This window comes from Bacillus sp. B.PNR1 (genome assembly GCF_030386235.1).
Taxonomy (GTDB): Bacteria; Bacillota; Bacilli; order Bacillales; family Bacillaceae; genus Bacillus; species Bacillus stercoris.
Window position 1 is genome coordinate 823,696 of record NZ_JANYMN010000002.1, and the last position, 17,790, is coordinate 841,485.

The 17,790-nt window shown below is 44.0% G+C and carries 18 protein-coding genes; 10 read left to right on the top strand and 8 right to left on the bottom strand.

The window, feature by feature from the left end:
* Positions 1–15 precede the first annotated feature (15 nt).
* From liaG to liaR, 4 genes are read left to right on the top strand one after another with little or no spacing between them, the layout of a single operon-like run.
* On the top strand, positions 16–888 hold the full coding sequence (gene liaG / locus NZD81_RS15480; RefSeq protein WP_069150291.1) for a LiaG family protein: 873 nt from the start codon (positions 16–18) through the stop codon (positions 886–888).
* Positions 889–921: 33 nt separating this feature from the next.
* Entirely contained in the window at positions 922–1,647 is a 726-nt protein-coding gene (gene liaF, locus NZD81_RS15485; protein WP_134975130.1) for a LiaRS two-component regulatory system accessory protein LiaF, read from the top strand.
* Positions 1,644–2,726: a two-component system sensor histidine kinase LiaS gene (gene liaS / locus NZD81_RS15490; protein WP_282373468.1), complete on the top strand. Its 1,083-nt coding sequence runs from the start codon at positions 1,644–1,646 to the stop codon at positions 2,724–2,726. Before liaF ends, liaS begins: the two co-directional genes overlap by 4 nt.
* Entirely contained in the window at positions 2,704–3,339 is a 636-nt protein-coding gene (gene liaR / locus NZD81_RS15495; protein ID WP_282373466.1) for a two-component system response regulator LiaR, read from the top strand. Before liaS ends, liaR begins: the two co-directional genes overlap by 23 nt.
* Before the next feature lie 7 nt (positions 3,340–3,346).
* Here liaR and gerAC read toward each other — a convergent pair whose 3' ends face one another.
* The 3 genes from gerAC to gerAA are packed head-to-tail and all read right to left on the bottom strand — an operon-like array spanning position 3,347 to position 6,979.
* On the bottom strand, positions 3,347–4,468 hold the full coding sequence (gerAC, locus tag NZD81_RS15500) for a spore germination receptor protein GerAC (RefSeq protein WP_014665336.1): 1,122 nt from the start codon (positions 4,466–4,468) through the stop codon (positions 3,347–3,349).
* A complete protein-coding gene (gene gerAB, locus NZD81_RS15505) occupies positions 4,465–5,562 on the bottom strand; it encodes a spore germination receptor protein GerAB (RefSeq protein ID WP_282373465.1) in 1,098 nt (365 codons plus the stop codon). Before gerAB ends, gerAC begins: the two co-directional genes overlap by 4 nt.
* On the bottom strand, positions 5,531–6,979 hold the full coding sequence (gene gerAA / locus NZD81_RS15510) for a spore germination receptor protein GerAA (RefSeq protein WP_014665334.1): 1,449 nt from the start codon (positions 6,977–6,979) through the stop codon (positions 5,531–5,533). Before gerAA ends, gerAB begins: the two co-directional genes overlap by 32 nt.
* A 117-nt stretch (positions 6,980–7,096) precedes the next feature.
* Here gerAA and NZD81_RS15515 point away from each other — a divergent pair, with 117 nt between their 5' ends.
* On the top strand, positions 7,097–7,282 hold the full coding sequence (locus tag NZD81_RS15515) for a YvzF family protein (protein WP_003244599.1): 186 nt from the start codon (positions 7,097–7,099) through the stop codon (positions 7,280–7,282).
* Between the two features lie 66 nt (positions 7,283–7,348).
* Positions 7,349–8,737 carry a class II fumarate hydratase gene (gene fumC / locus NZD81_RS15520; RefSeq protein WP_014665333.1) on the top strand — a complete coding sequence of 463 codons (1,389 nt, stop codon included), beginning with the start codon at positions 7,349–7,351 and terminating at the stop codon, positions 8,735–8,737.
* Between the two features lie 40 nt (positions 8,738–8,777).
* On the opposite strand, the gene NZD81_RS15525 is transcribed toward fumC, so the two are convergent.
* On the bottom strand, positions 8,778–9,653 hold the full coding sequence (locus tag NZD81_RS15525; RefSeq protein WP_227099374.1) for a TetR/AcrR family transcriptional regulator: 876 nt from the start codon (positions 9,651–9,653) through the stop codon (positions 8,778–8,780).
* A gap of 167 nt (positions 9,654–9,820) precedes the next feature.
* Between NZD81_RS15525 and spxO the strand changes: the two genes are divergently transcribed.
* Complete coding sequence (gene spxO, locus NZD81_RS15530; protein WP_003221681.1) at positions 9,821–9,985, top strand: anti-adapter protein SpxO; 165 nt, start codon at positions 9,821–9,823, stop codon at positions 9,983–9,985.
* Positions 9,986–10,012: 27 nt separating this feature from the next.
* On the opposite strand, the gene cssS is transcribed toward spxO, so the two are convergent.
* Positions 10,013–11,368, bottom strand: coding sequence for a two-component system sensor histidine kinase CssS (gene cssS / locus NZD81_RS15535; protein ID WP_069838758.1), 1,356 nt, complete (start codon positions 11,366–11,368; stop codon positions 10,013–10,015).
* Positions 11,365–12,042 (bottom strand): two-component system response regulator CssR, encoded by a 678-nt coding sequence (cssR, locus tag NZD81_RS15540; protein ID WP_040081865.1) that lies wholly within the window; start codon positions 12,040–12,042, stop codon positions 11,365–11,367. Before cssR ends, cssS begins: the two co-directional genes overlap by 4 nt.
* 277 nt (positions 12,043–12,319) lie before the next feature.
* On the opposite strand from cssR, the gene htrB reads away from it, so the two are divergent.
* Positions 12,320–13,696, top strand: coding sequence for a serine protease Do-like protein HtrB (gene htrB, locus NZD81_RS15545; protein WP_040081867.1), 1,377 nt, complete (start codon positions 12,320–12,322; stop codon positions 13,694–13,696).
* Positions 13,697–13,740: 44 nt separating this feature from the next.
* Here the strand turns inward: htrB and mrgA are convergent, their stop codons facing one another.
* Together mrgA and NZD81_RS15555 are read right to left on the bottom strand one after the other, a co-directional pair.
* Positions 13,741–14,202, bottom strand: a complete 462-nt coding sequence (gene mrgA, locus NZD81_RS15550) for a metalloregulation DNA-binding stress protein MgrA (protein ID WP_014665328.1) — start codon at positions 14,200–14,202, stop codon at positions 13,741–13,743.
* 89 nt (positions 14,203–14,291) lie between these two features.
* On the bottom strand, positions 14,292–15,134 hold the full coding sequence (locus NZD81_RS15555) for an oxidoreductase (protein ID WP_282373457.1): 843 nt from the start codon (positions 15,132–15,134) through the stop codon (positions 14,292–14,294).
* A 133-nt stretch (positions 15,135–15,267) separates the two neighbouring features.
* On the opposite strand from NZD81_RS15555, the gene NZD81_RS15560 reads away from it, so the two are divergent.
* On the top strand, positions 15,268–17,064 hold the full coding sequence (locus NZD81_RS15560) for a M3 family oligoendopeptidase (RefSeq protein ID WP_282373455.1): 1,797 nt from the start codon (positions 15,268–15,270) through the stop codon (positions 17,062–17,064).
* A gap of 109 nt (positions 17,065–17,173) precedes the next feature.
* Complete coding sequence (locus tag NZD81_RS15565; protein WP_282373453.1) at positions 17,174–17,611, top strand: YusW family protein; 438 nt, start codon at positions 17,174–17,176, stop codon at positions 17,609–17,611.
* Positions 17,612–17,790 lie beyond the last annotated feature (179 nt).

Below are 17,790 nucleotides of genomic sequence, written 5' to 3' on the forward strand. Positions count from 1 at the left end.
GAAGGATGAAACCGAATGAAAAAAATGCTTGGCAAACTGTTGATCACTGCCGGTATTCTTGTCTTTTTCGCCGTCGTCGTAAAAGACGTGTTTGCCGCAGGCTTGGGTTTCATAAATGGCACAGAAGCCGATTCAGCCAGCGCGTTGCCGCGGGACATTGACAGCATGGTCATAGAGTCCGATAGCAAGGATGTCCGGGTCATAGCGGAAGAACGAAATGACATATCAGCAGGCATTGCAGGAGACTCGGGAAAGTTATTTGTGACTGAAAACAAAAGAAAACTGGTGCTGACCGTAAAGGAAAAAGAATTTCAATTTTTGAATGGGTTTAATCGTTCGACTCTTATCGTCCGGCTTCCGTATGATTACAAAGGTGATCTGACAGTGCGAACCTCAAGCGGGGACGTTTCTGTGGCCGGGAATGGCCATCTTGCGCTTTCCAGGCTGAACGCAGTATCTGCGAGCGGAAATGCGAGAGTGACAGACGTCCGTCTTCAAGAACTGAAAGTAAAGGGGTCATCCGGAGATGTCACCATTTCAAATACCGATTACAAAACAGCCGGCATTGACTTAGCTTCAGGAGACGCAAATCTGGCTGATGTATCAGGCTCTCTCGATGTAAAAATGACTTCGGGAGATTTTAATGCTGTATTGAAAAAGGTAACCGGGCCCTTATCTGTCAAGCTGACAAGCGGTGATGCCAATCTAAGCCTTCCCAAAAACGGCAGCTTTACAGTCAAAGCGAAATCAGCGAGCGGTGACGTCAGTTCGCCGTATTCATTTGCTGATACAGCACATAAAGAACAGCATCACATCACAGGCTCGCAAGGAAGCGGCCAGCATCCAATCGATATCAAAACGGACAGCGGGGATGTAACGATTCGGTAGCACCAGGCAGAAGAAAGGAGGCGGACACCAGGAATGACAAAAAAACAGCTTCTTGGATTTATCATTGCTTTATTCGGCATCAGTATGTTTTTGCAAATTATCGGAATAGGCGATCTGCTGTTTTGGCCGCTCTTTTTTCTGATTGCCGGCTATTTCCTTAAAAAATATTCCCGTGATTGGCTTGGCTCCGTAATGTATATCTTTGCTGCGTTTCTTTTTTTGAGAAACCTCTTCAGCATCACCTTTAATTTATTCGGCTATGCGTTTGCCGCATTTCTGATTTACGCCGGCTACAGGCTTGTCAAAGGGAAGCCGATATTCGAACCGAATGAGAAACGGGTCAACCTCAATAAAAAAGAACATCATGAGCCGCCGAAAGATGTGAAACAGCCTGACATGCGCAGTTTTTTTATCGGAGAGCTGCAAATGATGAAGCAGCCGTTTGACCTGAATGATTTAAATGTCTCTGGTTTTATCGGTGATATCAAAATCGATTTATCTAAAGCGATGATTCCCGAAGGAGAAAGCACGATCGTCATTAGCGGAGTCATTGGAAACGTTGATATTTATGTGCCATCGGACCTTGAAGTGGCTGTCAGCTCGGCTGTTTTCATAGGTGACATCAATCTGATCGGCTCGAAGAAAAGCGGATTAAGCACGAAGGTATATGCCGCGTCAACTGATTACAGCGAGTCAAAGCGCCGGGTCAAAGTGTCCGTTTCCTTATTTATCGGTGATGTGGATGTGAAGTACGTATGAGAAAAAAACTGCTTGCCAGTCTTCAATGGCGCGCCATCCGCATGACAACGGGAATCAGCCTCCTGCTTTTTGCCTGCTTGATTACCTTTATGATGTTTTACTACCGGCTCGATCCGCGTGTTTTGCTGTCATCAAGCTGGTTCGGAATACCGTTTATCCTGATTTTGCTGCTGATCAGCGTGACGATTGGTTTCGCCTCAGGGTATATGTACGGCAACCGATTGAAGACAAGGGTTGATACATTAATTGAATCGATTTTAACCTTTGAAAACGGCAATTTCGCTTATCGGATACCGCCGCTCGGAGATGATGAAATCGGCCTGGCCGCTGATCAGCTGAACGAAATGGCGAAGCGCGTGGAGCTTCAAGTCGCATCCTTGCAGAAGCTTTCCAATGAACGTGCGGAATGGCAGGCGCAAATGAAGAAATCGGTCATATCGGAAGAACGTCAGCGATTGGCCAGAGACCTGCATGATGCTGTCAGCCAGCAGCTCTTTGCCATATCGATGATGACATCAGCCGTGCTGGAACATGTGAAGGATGCTGATGATAAAACAGTCAAGCGGATCAAGATGGTCGAGCATATGGCAGGCGAAGCCCAAAATGAGATGAGGGCGCTGCTGCTCCATTTACGGCCTGTCACCCTTGAAGGAAAAGGGCTGAAGGAGGGCCTGACGGAGCTTTTGGACGAGTTCCGAAAAAAGCAGCCGCTTGATATTGAGTGGGATATACAAGACACAGCGATATCCAAGGGTGTTGAAGACCACTTGTTCAGAATCGTGCAGGAGGCCCTTTCAAACGTATTTAGACATTCAAAAGCGTCTAAAGTAACCGTGATTCTGGGCATAAAGAACAGTCAGCTCCGTCTGAAGGTGATTGATAATGGAAAAGGCTTTAAAATGGGCCAGGTGAAAGCATCCTCATACGGCTTAAATTCTATGAAGGAACGTGCAAGTGAAATCGGCGGGGTCGCCGAAGTGATTTCAGTAGAAGGAAAAGGCACACAAATCGAAGTGAAGGTCCCGATTTTCCCGGAAGAAAAAGGAGAGAACGAACGTGATTCGAGTATTATTGATTGATGATCATGAAATGGTCAGAATGGGGCTCGCGGCTTTTTTGGAGGCGCAGCCCGATATTGAAGTCATCGGCGAAGCATCTGACGGCGGCGAAGGTGTTCGGCTTGCTGCGGAACTATTGCCTGATGTCATTTTAATGGATCTAGTCATGGAGGGCATGGATGGCATCGAAGCTACAAAGCAAATTTGCCGGGAGCTTTCCGACCCGAAAATAATTGTTCTCACAAGCTTCATTGATGATGACAAAGTGTACCCGGTTATTGAAGCTGGCGCGCTCAGCTATCTGTTGAAAACCTCAAAAGCGGCAGAAATCGCCGATGCCATCCGCGCCGCAAGCAAGGGAGAGCCAATGCTGGAATCAAAAGTGGCGGGAAAAGTATTGTCCAGGCTGCGCCACTCAGGTGAAAACGCGCTCCCGCATGAATCCCTTACGAGACGGGAACTCGAAATACTCTGCCTGATCGCAGAAGGAAAAACAAACAAAGAAATAGGCGAGGAACTGTTTATTACGATTAAAACAGTCAAAACGCATATTACGAATATTTTATCAAAGCTGGATGTCAGTGACCGGACGCAGGCGGCGGTGTACGCGCATCGAAACCATCTCGTAAAATAGGCGGCTGCTATTTGTTTGCGCCTTTCGTTCCGAAGTCTCTGACAACCACATTGACCCGGTAGTCTATTTCCGCATTGCTGAAATAATCATCGTCCCATTTTCTTGCGATCTTTTTCCACTTTTGAGGATAATGAATTCTGACTTGGTTTCCCAATCCGGTTACGTCCGCTTTGATCTCTTTCTGCAGTTTCTCTGTAATAAATGTCGTTACTGTTTTGTGTACTTGTTTTTCGACTGTCTTTTCAATACTTTTAATATATGAATCCTTAAACGAATCTTCATTTGGATTCCAGTCCTCAGATAGACGACCTTCAATAGTTCGGGTGACAGTGAATTTGAACTTTCCATCCTTGTAGTCCGTCTTGATTTTCCGGTTGCTCGAATATACTTCATAAGAAAAGAGATGGCCATCGCGCTTCAAGTCAATGACGCCTCCTTCGACAGTGCCTGAAAATAAGTTGACATTTTGAACCTCAATCGGGGTGAGATCCCGGTGCCATAATTTGTTTTTGATGATAGAGGCTCCGTTTATCGCGAGCTTGCCATTTTCCTTACCGACATGAGGGATGAGGAATGAATCGTCAGAGGTTAAGTGTTCTGAGATCTCCCCCAATGTAACTGGCTCCATCATTCTGATCGTCACCTTATTATTTTCTGTCAGATCATATATCACGTTGGATGCGGGCTCGCCTTCATCATTCATTTTAAATATATCCTTAGTTCGGCCGTTAGTGATAAAGACGTAGGAACTCCTCCTTGTTCCGTTGTCTCTGACAAACTGGTTAATGATCGCGTCCATTCCAATCTCATCCGCAATCACGCTCTTGGAAAGCAGAATAAGTCGCAAATGCTGTGAAAACGTAGGATTATGCTTTAATGCAGAGGTTCTCATCATTTGATGGACAGTTTCCCCCTTTGTGATAGACAGCTGTGTCGGGTCAGATGAAGAGCCCTCCTTGGCGCTGATTTTTTTCGGCACGAGAATCTGCTGTGTCAGCTCTAAATTTTTATCGTTGGGCTTGTCTAGGCCTACTCCGATCACCAAGCTTAATTCCTCGATATTTTCGCTGTCCCAACATCCGGACAGCAATAGGGTGCAGATAAACATACATAAAATCCGGGTTTTCATTTTGCTGTAATCCTCCTTTTGAGAGCTACAATGAAAAAGAGAATGAAGGGAAGCAGAAACAGGAAGATGAAAATATATCCAAGATAATCGCTGTACATTATGACTTGATTGGCGTCATCCGGCCAAAGAGAAAAATAAAAGACCGTTATGCCGATGATCACCATACTTTTTTTAGTCGATAATCCGAATGTCTTCTTTAACCCATTAGCGGCAAAGTATCCGTAAATGACAAAAGTTGTGAAAAACTGGATGATCCAGACCACCAGTAAAAACGATTCAAACCGTTCAATAAATATGCCTTTAAGCTCAAAGGACTGAAAGAGAGAAATAGTCGGCCAAATCAGCGTTTTCACCTCGGGAGCGGTCAAAGCCCCGACAACGATAACATACGTAACGATATATAAGATAATCGGAATCAAAAATCCTATAGAAGCATATCTGAACGTGTATTTCTTTTTCTTCATATGTTCAGGAAGAAACAGCATAACTTCCATTCCTAAAAAAGAGATGGAAACGACGGTAAGGGAGTTTGCAACAGGTCCAAGGCCTTCGCCTAAAACAGGACGCAAATTATTAATATCAAAAATTTTTAAACTGATCCCAAACACAACCAGCAAAATAATAATGGTTATCGTTAAATAAAAGGGAAACAGCCGCGACACATCACTTAAGCCCCCGACTATTAAATAAATGCCGCAGCAAATAAACGTTAAAATAATGACTTGAATGGGTGTTCTCTCAAGCAGGAAAAACTTCACCATTTCAGCCATGGCCCGGGTCTCGAAGCTGGCCACGCCTAGGAAATAGCCGCAGATCAAAAGGCCGATGATGCTGCCGATCCATTTCCCAAGCCCTTCCTGCAAATACTCGAAGAGTGAAGGGTATTGATGTTTTTTCTGAATAAGCGTGTTTAAATAAATGAAGAAAATAAAAATGAAACCTTCTAATATCAGCGTGACCCAGCCATCAGGCGTATTAGCTTTAGTGGTCAGCGCTCTAGGCAAGGTTAAAAGTCCGGCCCCAAGCATTGTATTAGCAATAATCGAAATACCTTGAAAGGTATTAAGTTTCAGTGGAGTCTGTTTTTGGCTCATTTGGATTATTCGCCTCTTTTGGTTTGTTTTTAATTGGGAGACGGATAATGGAGTCATCCGTATTTTTCAGGCTGAAGAATCCGTTTGGCGAAAAATACGGAGACCCAAAGCTCGTTTGTCTCGTTAAGTGCGTATAAACGACAAGCATAAATAAAATAATGCCGTACAGCCCTAAAATAGCGGCGGAAAACATCGAAATAAAACGCAGCACCCGGAAAGACAGCCCCATTCCGTACTGAGGAACGGTAAAGGATGCCAGGGCAATGACACTGACGACAATGACCATAATCGAACTGACGAGATTCGCTTCTACAGCCGCCTGTCCGATTACTACGCCCCCGACGAGGCCGATCGTTTGTCCGAGCGGATTGGGGAGTCGCAGTCCGGCTTCCCTCAGCAGCTCAATGGTTACTTCCATTAGCAAGGCTTCAAATATCGGAGGGAACGGCACGTTTTCCCTGTTTGCCGAAATCGTGACGGCGAGCGCGGTCGGCAGAAGCCCCTGATGAAAGGAAACAAGTGCAATATAAATCGATGACAAAAACAAGGTGATAAAGATAGAAGCAAAACGCAGCGACCGGATAAGAGATGCTGAAATCCAGCGTTCATAGTAGTCATCCGGGGACTGCATCAGGATGCCGAGAGAAACCGGCACCAGCAGCACAAATGGTGAACTGTCGACCAAAATTGCCACACGGCCGTTAAACAGGGCTGAAGAAACCTTGTCAGGCCTTTCCGTATTTTGAATCTGCGGAAAAGGTGAATATTTATTATCTTCAATGAGCTCCTCGAGTGTTCCGCTGTCCTGGATATCCTCCAGCTGGATATTTTTAAGCCGCGCTTTTACTTCTTTTATGACGGACTTTTTTGCTTTGCCTTCAATATACATAATGGCTGCAGGCTTCAGCTTGTTTTCGCCGATCATGATTTTTTTGGTGATTAATTTCGGATGAGAGGTTCTTTGTCTGATCAGAGCGAGATTTGTATCGATATCCTCTACAAACGCAACTTTTGGGCCGCGAACTACTTTTTCAGTTGTCGGCTCTGTCAGGCTTCTTGTTTTTTTCTTTCCTGTGCTTAGAATATAGGCTTTGTCTAATCCGTTGATAAACACGGCACAATTGCCGTTGAGAATCGATTCAATTGTTTTTTTGGCGGTTTCAATAGGTCTTGCGTCAAGCTGGTCAAGGCGTTTTTTGACCTGGTCAAGCGTTAAGGTCTCTTCATCTTTGATCAAAGTTTTAATGGCTTCTGACACCTTATTCTCATCTGTCAGTTCACTGAAATAGAGATAGTAAAAAACCAATCCGTTCGCAAGCATTTTTTTATTTTTCACAAGATCATCGTTTTCTTTTAATTTTGGAAGCAACAATGCTAAATTATCGTGTATATATTCTTTAAACTCTGTTTGTTCCAATGAGGTCACCTCTTATCCAAAACCTTAGTAGAGGTTATCTTTTCCTGTTAAAAAAATGATATACTGTGTTAGAGTATTTCATGGAGTAAGTTTTTTTATGAAAGCGGAGGAGACGAAGTGGCACAGGTAAGGCTTGCTGGTAAACAAGAAGAAATCGAACAGCTCATCAGATCATTTGAACAGCATTATGATGTCTCTTATACATCAAAGGAGTACGGCAGGACGAATCCAAAATACAAATATTCAAAGGATTCCCGCGTATATCTTGAATTAAAATTAAAATCTGCCAAGATCGAAAAATAAAAAGGATTTTTTGTGTCATTGGCGAATTATGATCTATTGAAGCAACCGTTATGGAGGGATACATAAATGGAATACAGAATTGAACGAGACACCATGGGAGAAGTAAAAGTTCCTGCTGATAAATTTTGGGGCGCCCAAACACAGCGAAGCAAGGAGAACTTTAAGATCGGTTCTGAAAAAATGCCGATGCGTGTTGTGAAGGCGTTTGCAATATTAAAACGAAGCACAGCTCTTGCTAATAAACGCCTTGGCAATCTGGATGCTGAAAAAGCAGAAGCGATTGCAGCAGTTTGTGATGATGTGCTCAAAGGCAAGTACGATGACAACTTCCCGCTTGTTGTATGGCAGACCGGAAGCGGCACACAAAGCAATATGAACATGAACGAAGTGGTAGCCAACCGTGCGACTGCTTTATTAAAAGAGAAGAACTCTGATCTAACGATTCATCCAAATGATGACGTGAACCGCAGCCAAAGCTCAAACGACACATTCCCGACTGCGATGCATGTTGCCGCTGTTTTGGCTGTTTACGAGCAGCTTGTGCCGGCGCTTGATCAGCTTCGCAATACATTGGATGAGAAAGCGAAAGCATACAATGATATTGTCAAAATCGGACGCACGCATCTTCAGGATGCTACGCCACTGACCCTCGGACAGGAAATCAGCGGATGGGTTTACATGCTGGACCGTTCGAAGGAAATGATTTTGGAAGCGACTGATAAAATGCGTGCGCTTGCAATTGGTGGAACTGCTGTCGGAACGGGTATCAACGCTCATCCAGAGTTTGGAGAGCTTGTCTCAGAAGAGATCACCAAACTGACTGGCCAAACGTTCAGCAGCTCGCCGAATAAATTCCACGCGCTGACAAGCCATGACGAAATCACTTATGCGCATGGCGCATTAAAAGCGCTTGCGGCTGACTTAATGAAAATCGCGAACGATGTCAGATGGCTGGCAAGCGGACCTCGCTGCGGCATCGGGGAGATCGTCATCCCTGAAAATGAGCCGGGCAGCTCCATTATGCCTGGTAAAGTCAACCCGACACAAAGCGAAGCGTTAACAATGATTGCAGCGCAAATCATGGGGAATGATGCGACAATCGGCTTTGCGGCGAGTCAGGGGAACTTTGAACTGAACGTGTTTAAGCCTGTTATTATTTACAACTTCCTGCAATCTGTGCAGCTGCTCAGTGACGGCATGAATTCATTCCATGATAAATGTGCGATCGGTATTGAGCCTAATAAAGAAACCATTCAGGAAAACCTGTCAAATTCATTAATGCTTGTTACGGCGCTGAACCCGCATATCGGTTATGAAAACGCGGCGAAAATCGCCAAGCTTGCCCATAAAGAGGGATTGACACTCAAAGAAGCGGCTTTGAAGCTTGAATTGCTGACAGAGGAGCAATTTAACGAAATGGTTAAGCCGGAAGACATGGTAAAACCAAAGGCGTAATAGAAAGAAAAAAACGGCTGCTTTTTAAGCAGCCGTTCTTCTAAATATGTTGCTGTTTTAATAAATATTTAAGCTGCTCCGCATCTTTAGCGAGCGCTTCAGACTCCGTCAGATTATGAATCATCCCTTTTATAATTGCCAGCTTCGGTGTTTTTTTCTTCATTTCTGCTTCAAGTATGTCCAAGCTCTCCGATAATTCAAGAGAGGAGTTTGTGTGTAAGCTGTTAATTTTGTCACGTAGGCTTTTCACAATCGATTCAGTCAGCGGGTCAGGCCGGCCGTGCGTAAGAGGCCCAAATAAAGAGCTCGCCTCTTCCAATGTGATGAAAGGCTTTTCGTGCCGTTCAGACATGCCTTTTACCATATCATCAATTCGATTCATAATGATGTCAGCTAATTGAGACGGTTTCACAGTATACCCGAGCAAAATTATGCATTCCAGGTAAATCTGGCTGATGCCCTCTATTAAAAAACAAAGCTCTGCAGTGTACGGTTCCGCTTTTTTTCCGTAGATGTTCAGCAGACTGTCGATATGAAATTGAAGTGAGGACTGGCGGATTTTTTTTGCGCACTGCTCCACTTCCTCTGTGTAAGGCAGAGAACCTTCCTTCATTTGCATGCTGATAAAATCCTTGTGTTCAAGGATGTTTTCATAGAGTACGGTCAGCTGTTTGCGGTAAGCCGTTCTGGGGCTTTCGTCCTTCGTTTTAATATTTAAAATTCGGGTAAACGTTTTATCATAATAGTAGTTCAGCATAGACAGAAGAAGCGCTTCTTTCGAAGGAAAATAAATATAAAAAGCGCCTTTAGATATTTTGCATTCTTTTGCGATTTCTTGGACTGATGTTGAGTTGTATCCTTTTTGTGCAAACAGTTTTAAGGCTGTTTCAATAATCAGCTTTTCTTTTTCCTTCAATGGTTCCACCCTTTCGGAGCCCTGAGGCCTGCTAGGATATGACCATATAGTCACACCTTCTGTTATAAAATTAACCTTATTGTAACTTGTTTTTTTATCATGTATTATTTATATTATAAATTGAGATGACCGAATGGTCAAAGCTCAAGCGAAAGGGTGAATCTAGAATGAGAGAATTGGACGAAATGATCAGCCGCTTGCGAAACAGAGGTATCAAAGTGGAGAAAGTCAAATATCCGAAGCAGACCTTGTCAGAGAAAAAATGGGTTCATCAATGCAAACAGCCGCTCAAAACAAATTACAGAGATTTTAACGGCTATTCTTTCACATAAAAAATAGGCTGCAAAAACATCTACAGTCTATTTTGGCACTGCTATGCGGTATGTTACACCCGTTTTGTCATTTTCAATTGAGATAGACGCCTTATGAAGAGTTAAAATTCGTTTTACGATGCTTAGACCAATGCCGAATTCGCCTTTCTTCCCTTTATTAAAAGGCTCATAGAGGCTGGAGAGCATCTCATTTTCAATATGCGGACCGTCATTTTTAATGGTGATCACGATATTTCGATCATCTTGTTTCATGCTGATTTCTATTTTTGTCTCAGCATAGCGGATTTGATTTTCCAGAATGTTTTCGAGGAGTTTGTTCCATTGCTCCGGATCACCCGGCATCAAAATATCCTCTTCTACATCAATTTCCCACGATAATTCTTTCCGAGCCCACTTCAATCGTTCGATGACTTCTTCCGTCACTTCCACGATACTGAACATGTCGTGCTGCACTTTTTGCTTCGCTAAATAATCCAGCTTCGTTAAATATAATAAATCCTTTATTTTTTTCTCCAGCTTAAGCGCTTCGCATTCTATGACATCTACAGTGTTTTCAAGATCTCCTTTAGGGAAAATCCCGTCTTTAATTGATTGTGTATAGCCTCTGATGACCATGACCGGCGTTTTTAAATCATGAGAGATATTTTGCAACAGAGTTCTTTCTGTTTCATCCTTTTGCACAAGCTTTTGGCGCATCTCTTCGATGGTATGGCCCAATTTGCCGATTTCATCTTTCCGATCTACTTTTACTGGGTCATCCCAATCCTGTTCTGAAATCCGTTTGACGTGTTTTTCAAATGATACGAGTGGCCTTGATAAATACTTTGCAAGCCAAATGGCCGGAATCCAGCTTAATAAAATGACGACAGCTATAATAAACAGAAGCTGTTTGAACAAGGTGTAGGCCAAATCGTCCCGATAAGAATCAAGCGCATAAGAGAGCATCATCGCTGATTGGCCATTGACGGAAAGTCCCTTTTTAATGACAAAAAACACTTTCTCTCCATTGACGTCGGCGCTGTACCGTTTCTTTTTTTCCTCCTGCTTATCAGCCAGCTTGTATACCTTGTGGATAAACGAAGACGACAGAATGCTTAAATCCTTGTCTGAAGAAGCATCTTCATTTTCAGGCAGGAGCACGTGCTGTACGGAGCGGACGGTTGTCGGCGCCGTCGCTTCCTCACTGTAATAGCGCCTTTCAATTGAACCCGGCAGGCGGTACTCCGTCAGAACATGCTGCTCATTTTCAATCGTCGTATACGTTTCATTGGTGAAGAAATCGCGCAGCGTGTTTGAAAATAACACAAGCAGTAAAATCGATATCGCTAACAGGATGCCGGAGATAACAACCCATATCTGAAACGCGAGCGGTTTGTTTTTCATGATGACATCATCCTGTAGCCGAAACCGTAAATCGTCTCCACCTTCAATTCTGGCATCTTTCTGCGCAGTCTCCGAACGAGGTCATCAACGACCCGGTCTGTTCCAAAGTAGTCATGTCCCCATACTTTTAAGAGGATATCCTCACGAGAGTATGGGTGCCCTTTATGATGGATAAATAATAGCAGGAGATCAAATTCCTTCGACGTCAAATTGATGATATTTCCGTTTTCATCATAGACCTCGCGGGCGTCTTCAGAGACCCGATACGAGGAGACGGCAATTTCATTTTTTTGTACAGGAGGAGCTTCCTTATATACGAGCTGCAGCAGTTTTTGCACACGGATAATCAGTTCCCGCGGCAGAAACGGTTTTGAAATGTAGTCATTGCTGCCAAGCTCTAAGCCAAGCACTCTGTCAATATCTGCATCACGGGCAGAAATAAAAATGACCGGCACGTCAGGATCTTTCGCCTTGATTTCTTTAATTAATGTATAGCCGTCGGTATCCGGCAGCATGATATCGAGAATCCACAGGTGGGGAGACGGTGTCATTTTCTTTCTGGCGTCTTCACCTTTCGTAAAAGATGTAATGTTCCAGCCCTCATTCTCTAAATACTTCGTCAGCAGTTCATTCAGGTTATCCTCATCTTCAACTAGATAAATGGTGTATGACAAGGCTCTTCACATCCTTTCAACGTCATTATAAACTAGTTTTAACATACGGCTGGCAATTTTCATAATTTCACATATTCTTTTCATTTTTATCCCACAATGTTTGTTTATGATATGGTTAAGGGAAGAAAGGAAGAGAAAAAGAGCGAGGAAGATGTAGGATGATCAAACATATTCTATTTTGGTGCTTTGCTTTTCTCCTCATTATTGGGACAATTGAACTTGTACATGCGATGAATATGTAACGATAAATGAATAACCGTTAAAGGAGTGCAAGAACATGGATTATCGACGTGATGACCAAAACGATCAACATCAAACAGAACCTTCACATACAGAACAGTCTAATACAGAAAACCAGAAGCTGATAGGACATTCTGAACAAGAATTGCTTGACGCGCCTGTGTCGTATGATGCGGGACGGCAGGAAACAGCTTCTGCGTTAGAAATGGAAAAGCAAGAAACGGCTGTGAAAAAAGAAAAGAAACGGAGAGCCGCATGGCTAAGCCCGATTTTAGGCGGTATTATCGGCGGGGGCCTTATGCTTGGCATCGCGCCTTATCTGCCGTCAGACCAAAATCAGGCGACCGAGACCGCTTCTGCAAATAAACAGGTGCAGTCTGATAATTTTACTTCGACACCGATAACGAACGCTTCAAACGTAGCTGATATGGTAGAGGATTTAGAGCCGACGATTGTCGGAATTTCAAATATCCAAACCTCTCAAAATAACACATTCGGCACGGGCGGCGGCTCCAGCTCAGAAAGTGAAAGCGGAACCGGGTCAGGTGTTATTTTCAAAAAAGACAGCAATAAAGCGTATATCATTACAAACAACCATGTCGTTGAAGGCGCGAACAAGCTGACTGTTACGTTATACAACGGAGAAACGGAAACTGCCAAGCTTGTCGGCAGCGATGCCATTACTGATTTGGCGGTTTTGGAAATCAGCGGAAAGAACGTCAAAAAAGTGGCGAGCTTTGGTGATTCTTCACAGCTGCGCACGGGCGAAAAGGTAATCGCTATCGGCAACCCGCTCGGACAGCAGTTTTCCGGTACGGTGACACAAGGCATCATTAGCGGGCTGAACCGGACAATTGATGTGGATACAACACAGGGCACGGTGGAAATGAACGTGCTGCAAACTGATGCAGCGATCAATCCGGGGAACAGCGGTGGTCCGTTAATTAATGCAAGCGGCCAGGTCATCGGCATCAACAGCTTGAAGGTGAGCGAAAGCGGTGTGGAATCACTCGGATTTGCGATCCCAAGCAATGATGTTGAGCCGATTGTTGACCAGCTGCTGAAAAATGGAAAAGTGGATCGTCCGTTTTTGGGCGTGCAAATGATTGACATGGCGCAAGTTCCTGAAACCTATCAGGAAAATACGCTCGGCTTGTTTGGGGATCAATTAGGTAAAGGTGTTTATGTAAAAGAAGTTCAAGCGAATTCACCTGCGGCAAAAGCAGGCATAAAATCTGAGGATGTTATTGTCAAACTAAACGGTAAAGACGTGGAAAGCAGCGCGGATATCCGCCAGATCCTTTACAAAGACTTAAAAGTCGGAGATCAAACAACAATCCAAGTGCTGCGAAATGGAAAAACGAAAACGTTGAACGTGACACTGACGAAGCAGACAGAAAGCAGCTCAAGCTAAGAAGAAAACAAAAAGCTGAACCCAATTAAGGTTCAGCTTTTTTGCTATCCTAAATAAGAGGAAAGCATCCACACTTGTTTTTCAACTTCTTCAATTAATCCGACAAATAAGTCCGCTGTCGCATTGTCTTGATTTTCTTCAGCCAGGCCGATCACGAATTTAGATTCGCTGCTGATTTGTTTGTAGTCGTTAACCAATGCTTGTACCATTTCTGAGGCTGATGTTTCGTTTCCGCCGTCTGTGATAGATGCATGCTCAGCGTATTCTTTCACTGTGGCAACAGGCTGCCCGCCGATCGCCAGCAGGCGCTCAGCGATGGTATCGACTGTTTCCGCCGCATGGTCATAAAGTTCTTCAAATTTCTCGTGCAATGTAAAGAAATGAGGTCCTTTCACATACCAATGGAAACGGTGGAGCTTAGAGTATAAAAGAAACCAGTTTGATAATTGTGTGTTCATTGAATTCTCAACTAATGTTTGATTTGTTTTTGCGTTTTCGGTTTTCATAAGATAACGTCCTCCTTGTGATCTGTTGACTTAATTATATCATATACTAAATAAAAATCAATACTAAATTATAATAATTATAATTTAAGTCAGCTGAATAGTTTTTTCTTCAGAATAGATTCCCACGCAGACCAAGGAAAAAGCGATCGGAACAGCAGGGTAAGCTTGATGCCTTTTCCAATCGGGTATCGCAATTTTTTTAAATGCTTTGTTGTTGCCAATTGATAAATGAGGTCGGCAACCTCTTGGGGATCTCCGCTTTCTTCTCCGTTTTTTTCAACGTATGAAAGGATCTTTTTATAGTATTGATGATAGGCTGAATCGTCAGCAGGCACCGACATAAAATTTGATAATGAGGTTGACCAGATCGATGTCTTGTATGAGCCTGGCTCGATCAAAGCGGTTTCGATACCGAACGGAAGCAGCTCGATACGCAGGCTTTCAGAAAAACCTTCCAATGCATGCTTGGAAGCTACATAGGGCGAGAGCGCAGGGAACCCGGTCAGTCCGCTGATGCTGCTCACGTTTATAATCTTTGCGCCGCCATGCTTTCTTATGTAAGGCAGCACGGTTTTTGTCACATGGATCACTCCGAAGACGTTCGTTTCAAATTGTTGTCTGAAATGTTCCATCGGCACATTCTCGATAAATCCTCCATAAGCCGTTCCTGCATTGTTGACGAGTAAGTCGATCGGGGCGTAAGCACTAATGGCTTTTCCGAATGAGATTATAGATTGTTCATCGGTGACATCAAGAGCCGTAATGAGAATGGAATCAGACACATTGTGTGCTGCAGCCAATTCTCGAAGCTGCTCCGCTTTTTCAGGCTGTCTTGATGTGGCAATCACGAAAAACGATTGGGCGAGCCTTACAGCTGCAAGCAAACCAAAGCCGCTTGATGCTCCTGTTACGATTGCTATTTTTTTATTCATCCTAACCCTCCTATTAAACTGCTACAGCTATTGTACTATCCTGAACACGAAATGACGCCTGTAATAGAAATTTTTATACAATAATTCAGAATTGTTCTATAATAGAACGAAAGAAGGAAAGGGGTTTTGTGATATGGCGCTGCAAGGGGTAGACCAAAAATGGGATCTTGATTCATTTTTTAAGGGCGGGAGCCAATCAGAAGAATTCAAAGGGTATGTTGAGAAGCTGTCACAAAGTCTGCGTGCATTTCAAGACATGACTGACGCGTTTCAGGTGCCTGCATCGTCTGAAGAGGCTGATGAGCTGGCCGCGTTGCTAGATTTATTCGAACAGACATCCGTCAAGCTTCAGCAGGCGGGCGCTTTCGTTGCTTGCCTTCAGGCCCAGAATATCAATGATCAAAAGGCTATAGAGCATCAGTCGCTTATGAATCGGCTTTACGCGGATTTTCAATCGTCACTCGTTACATTAGATCATAAACTTGTGGACGTAGATCAAGACGTGTGGAATGAATTGCTAACAAAACCGGGATTACGCGATATATCTTACATATTAAATGAAAGAAGACAGAGGGTTGCCGAAAAGCTTAGCCCAGGTAAAGAAAAACTGATCGGAAACCTTGCGGTGGATGGATATCACGCTTGGAGTGACTTATACAATATGGTAGTCGGGAAAATGACGATCCCGTATGAGGAAAACGGTGAAAACAAGCAATTGTCTGTCGGTCAGGCGGAGAATATGATGGACCATCAAGACCGAGCTGTCAGAAAAGCAGTTTTTGAACGTTTCCATCAAGCATGGGAAAGCAAGCAGGATCTTTTCAGCAGCACGCTGAATCATTTGGCGGGATTCCGGCTTGAAACCTATAAGGCGCGCGGCTGGGAGAATGTCCTGAAGGAACCGCTGCAGATCAACAGGATGAAAAAAGAAACACTTGATACGATGTGGCAGGTCATCACTGAAAACAAGCAGCCGTTCGTTCAGTTTTTGAACCGGAAAGCATCCATGCTCGGTCTTGAAAAGCTTAGCTGGTACGATGTTGAGGCGCCGATCGGTTCTGACGGAAAGGCCTATTCATATGATGAAGCCGCGAATATTATTACCAGCCAGTTTTCAACTTTTGGCAAAAAGCTGTCCTCATTCACTGAAAAAGCGTTTCGGGACGGCTGGATTGAGGCTGAAGACAGGAGTGGAAAAAGAGTCGGCGGCTTTTGCACCAGTTTTCCTGACAGCGGGGAATCCCGGATTTTCATGACATTTTCGGGCAGCGCCTCAAATGTCTCTACTCTTGCGCATGAACTCGGGCACGCGTTCCATCAGGAAGCAATGCTCGACGTCAGGCCGTTAAACCGTTCCTACGCTATGAACGTTGCGGAAACGGCTTCAACGTTTGCAGAGATGATAGTGGCGGACGCGACTGTCCAGCAGGCCGAGACAAAGGAAGAAAAGCTTGTTCTTCTGGAGGATAAAGTGCAAAGAAGTGTTGCGTTCTTCATGAACATTCACGCGAGATTTCTATTCGAAACGAGTTTCTACGAGGAACGAAAGCGGGGAGTGGTACCGGCCGGCCGCTTGAATGAACTGATGGAAGAGGCGCAAAGAGAGGCTTACTGCAATGCGTTAGGAGAGTATCATCCGCTTTTTTGGGCGTCAAAGCTTCACTTTCACATCACGAGGGTGCCGTTTTACAATTTCCCTTATACATTCGGCTACCTGTTTTCTCTTGGTATTTACGCGCTGGCGCTTGAAGAAAAAGACACATTCGAAGAGAAGTATATGGCACTATTGCGTGATACGGCTTCTATGACAGTGGAGGATTTGGCGATGAAGCATTTGGGTGCTGACATCACGAAGCGCGATTTCTGGGAGAATGCCATCAAGCTGGCTGTGCGTGACGCCGAAACCTTTTTGCAAATGACCGAATCTTAAAGAAAAAGCCGTGACGTTAAATGCCACGGCTTTTTCAATTCTTCTCTGAATGAGGATTTCATTCTCTGGATATACCTAAAACAAATGGAATCCTACAGGGGGGAAACATATGCATTTGATCAGAGCAGCCGGGGCTGTATGTCTCGCAGTGGTTCTGATTGCAGGCTGTCGTCTCAATGAAGACCAGCAGCAGGCAGAAGGAGAAAATACAGCCGTCACCCAGCTGAAGTCCGTTCCCTACAGCAATTTTTCGCTTCGTGTAAGCTACGGGGATGGTGAGCATAATCGTTATGAAGGAATTTATACAAAGAACGGGACTCAGGAAAAAGCGGAAATACAGGATAAGCTCTCCGGTGTCAATCAGGAGGGAGAAGAAGCATTGGATGAGATGAAAATGATTCTGAGCGAGCTTTCCGTGACAGATCAAATGGCTGAAACAGAAGTAATACACAGTGTGCTGGCAGCATTTAATCTGGACAGTCATTATGATCATATCGATTTAAAACTAAAGCTGAAGGACGGCTACATCAGAGAAATCAAGAAATAATCATGTGATAAATAAACCATAAACGCCAATTATGTCCAAAAAACTAATTGAAAATGATTTTCAAAGTCAGTGTTTTCTGCTACAATGAGGGATATATGACCATATCAAATGGCTGAATATCGGAATCACTTGCATTGATGACAATTGACTGAAAAGCATGTATATAGAAAACGTGCAAT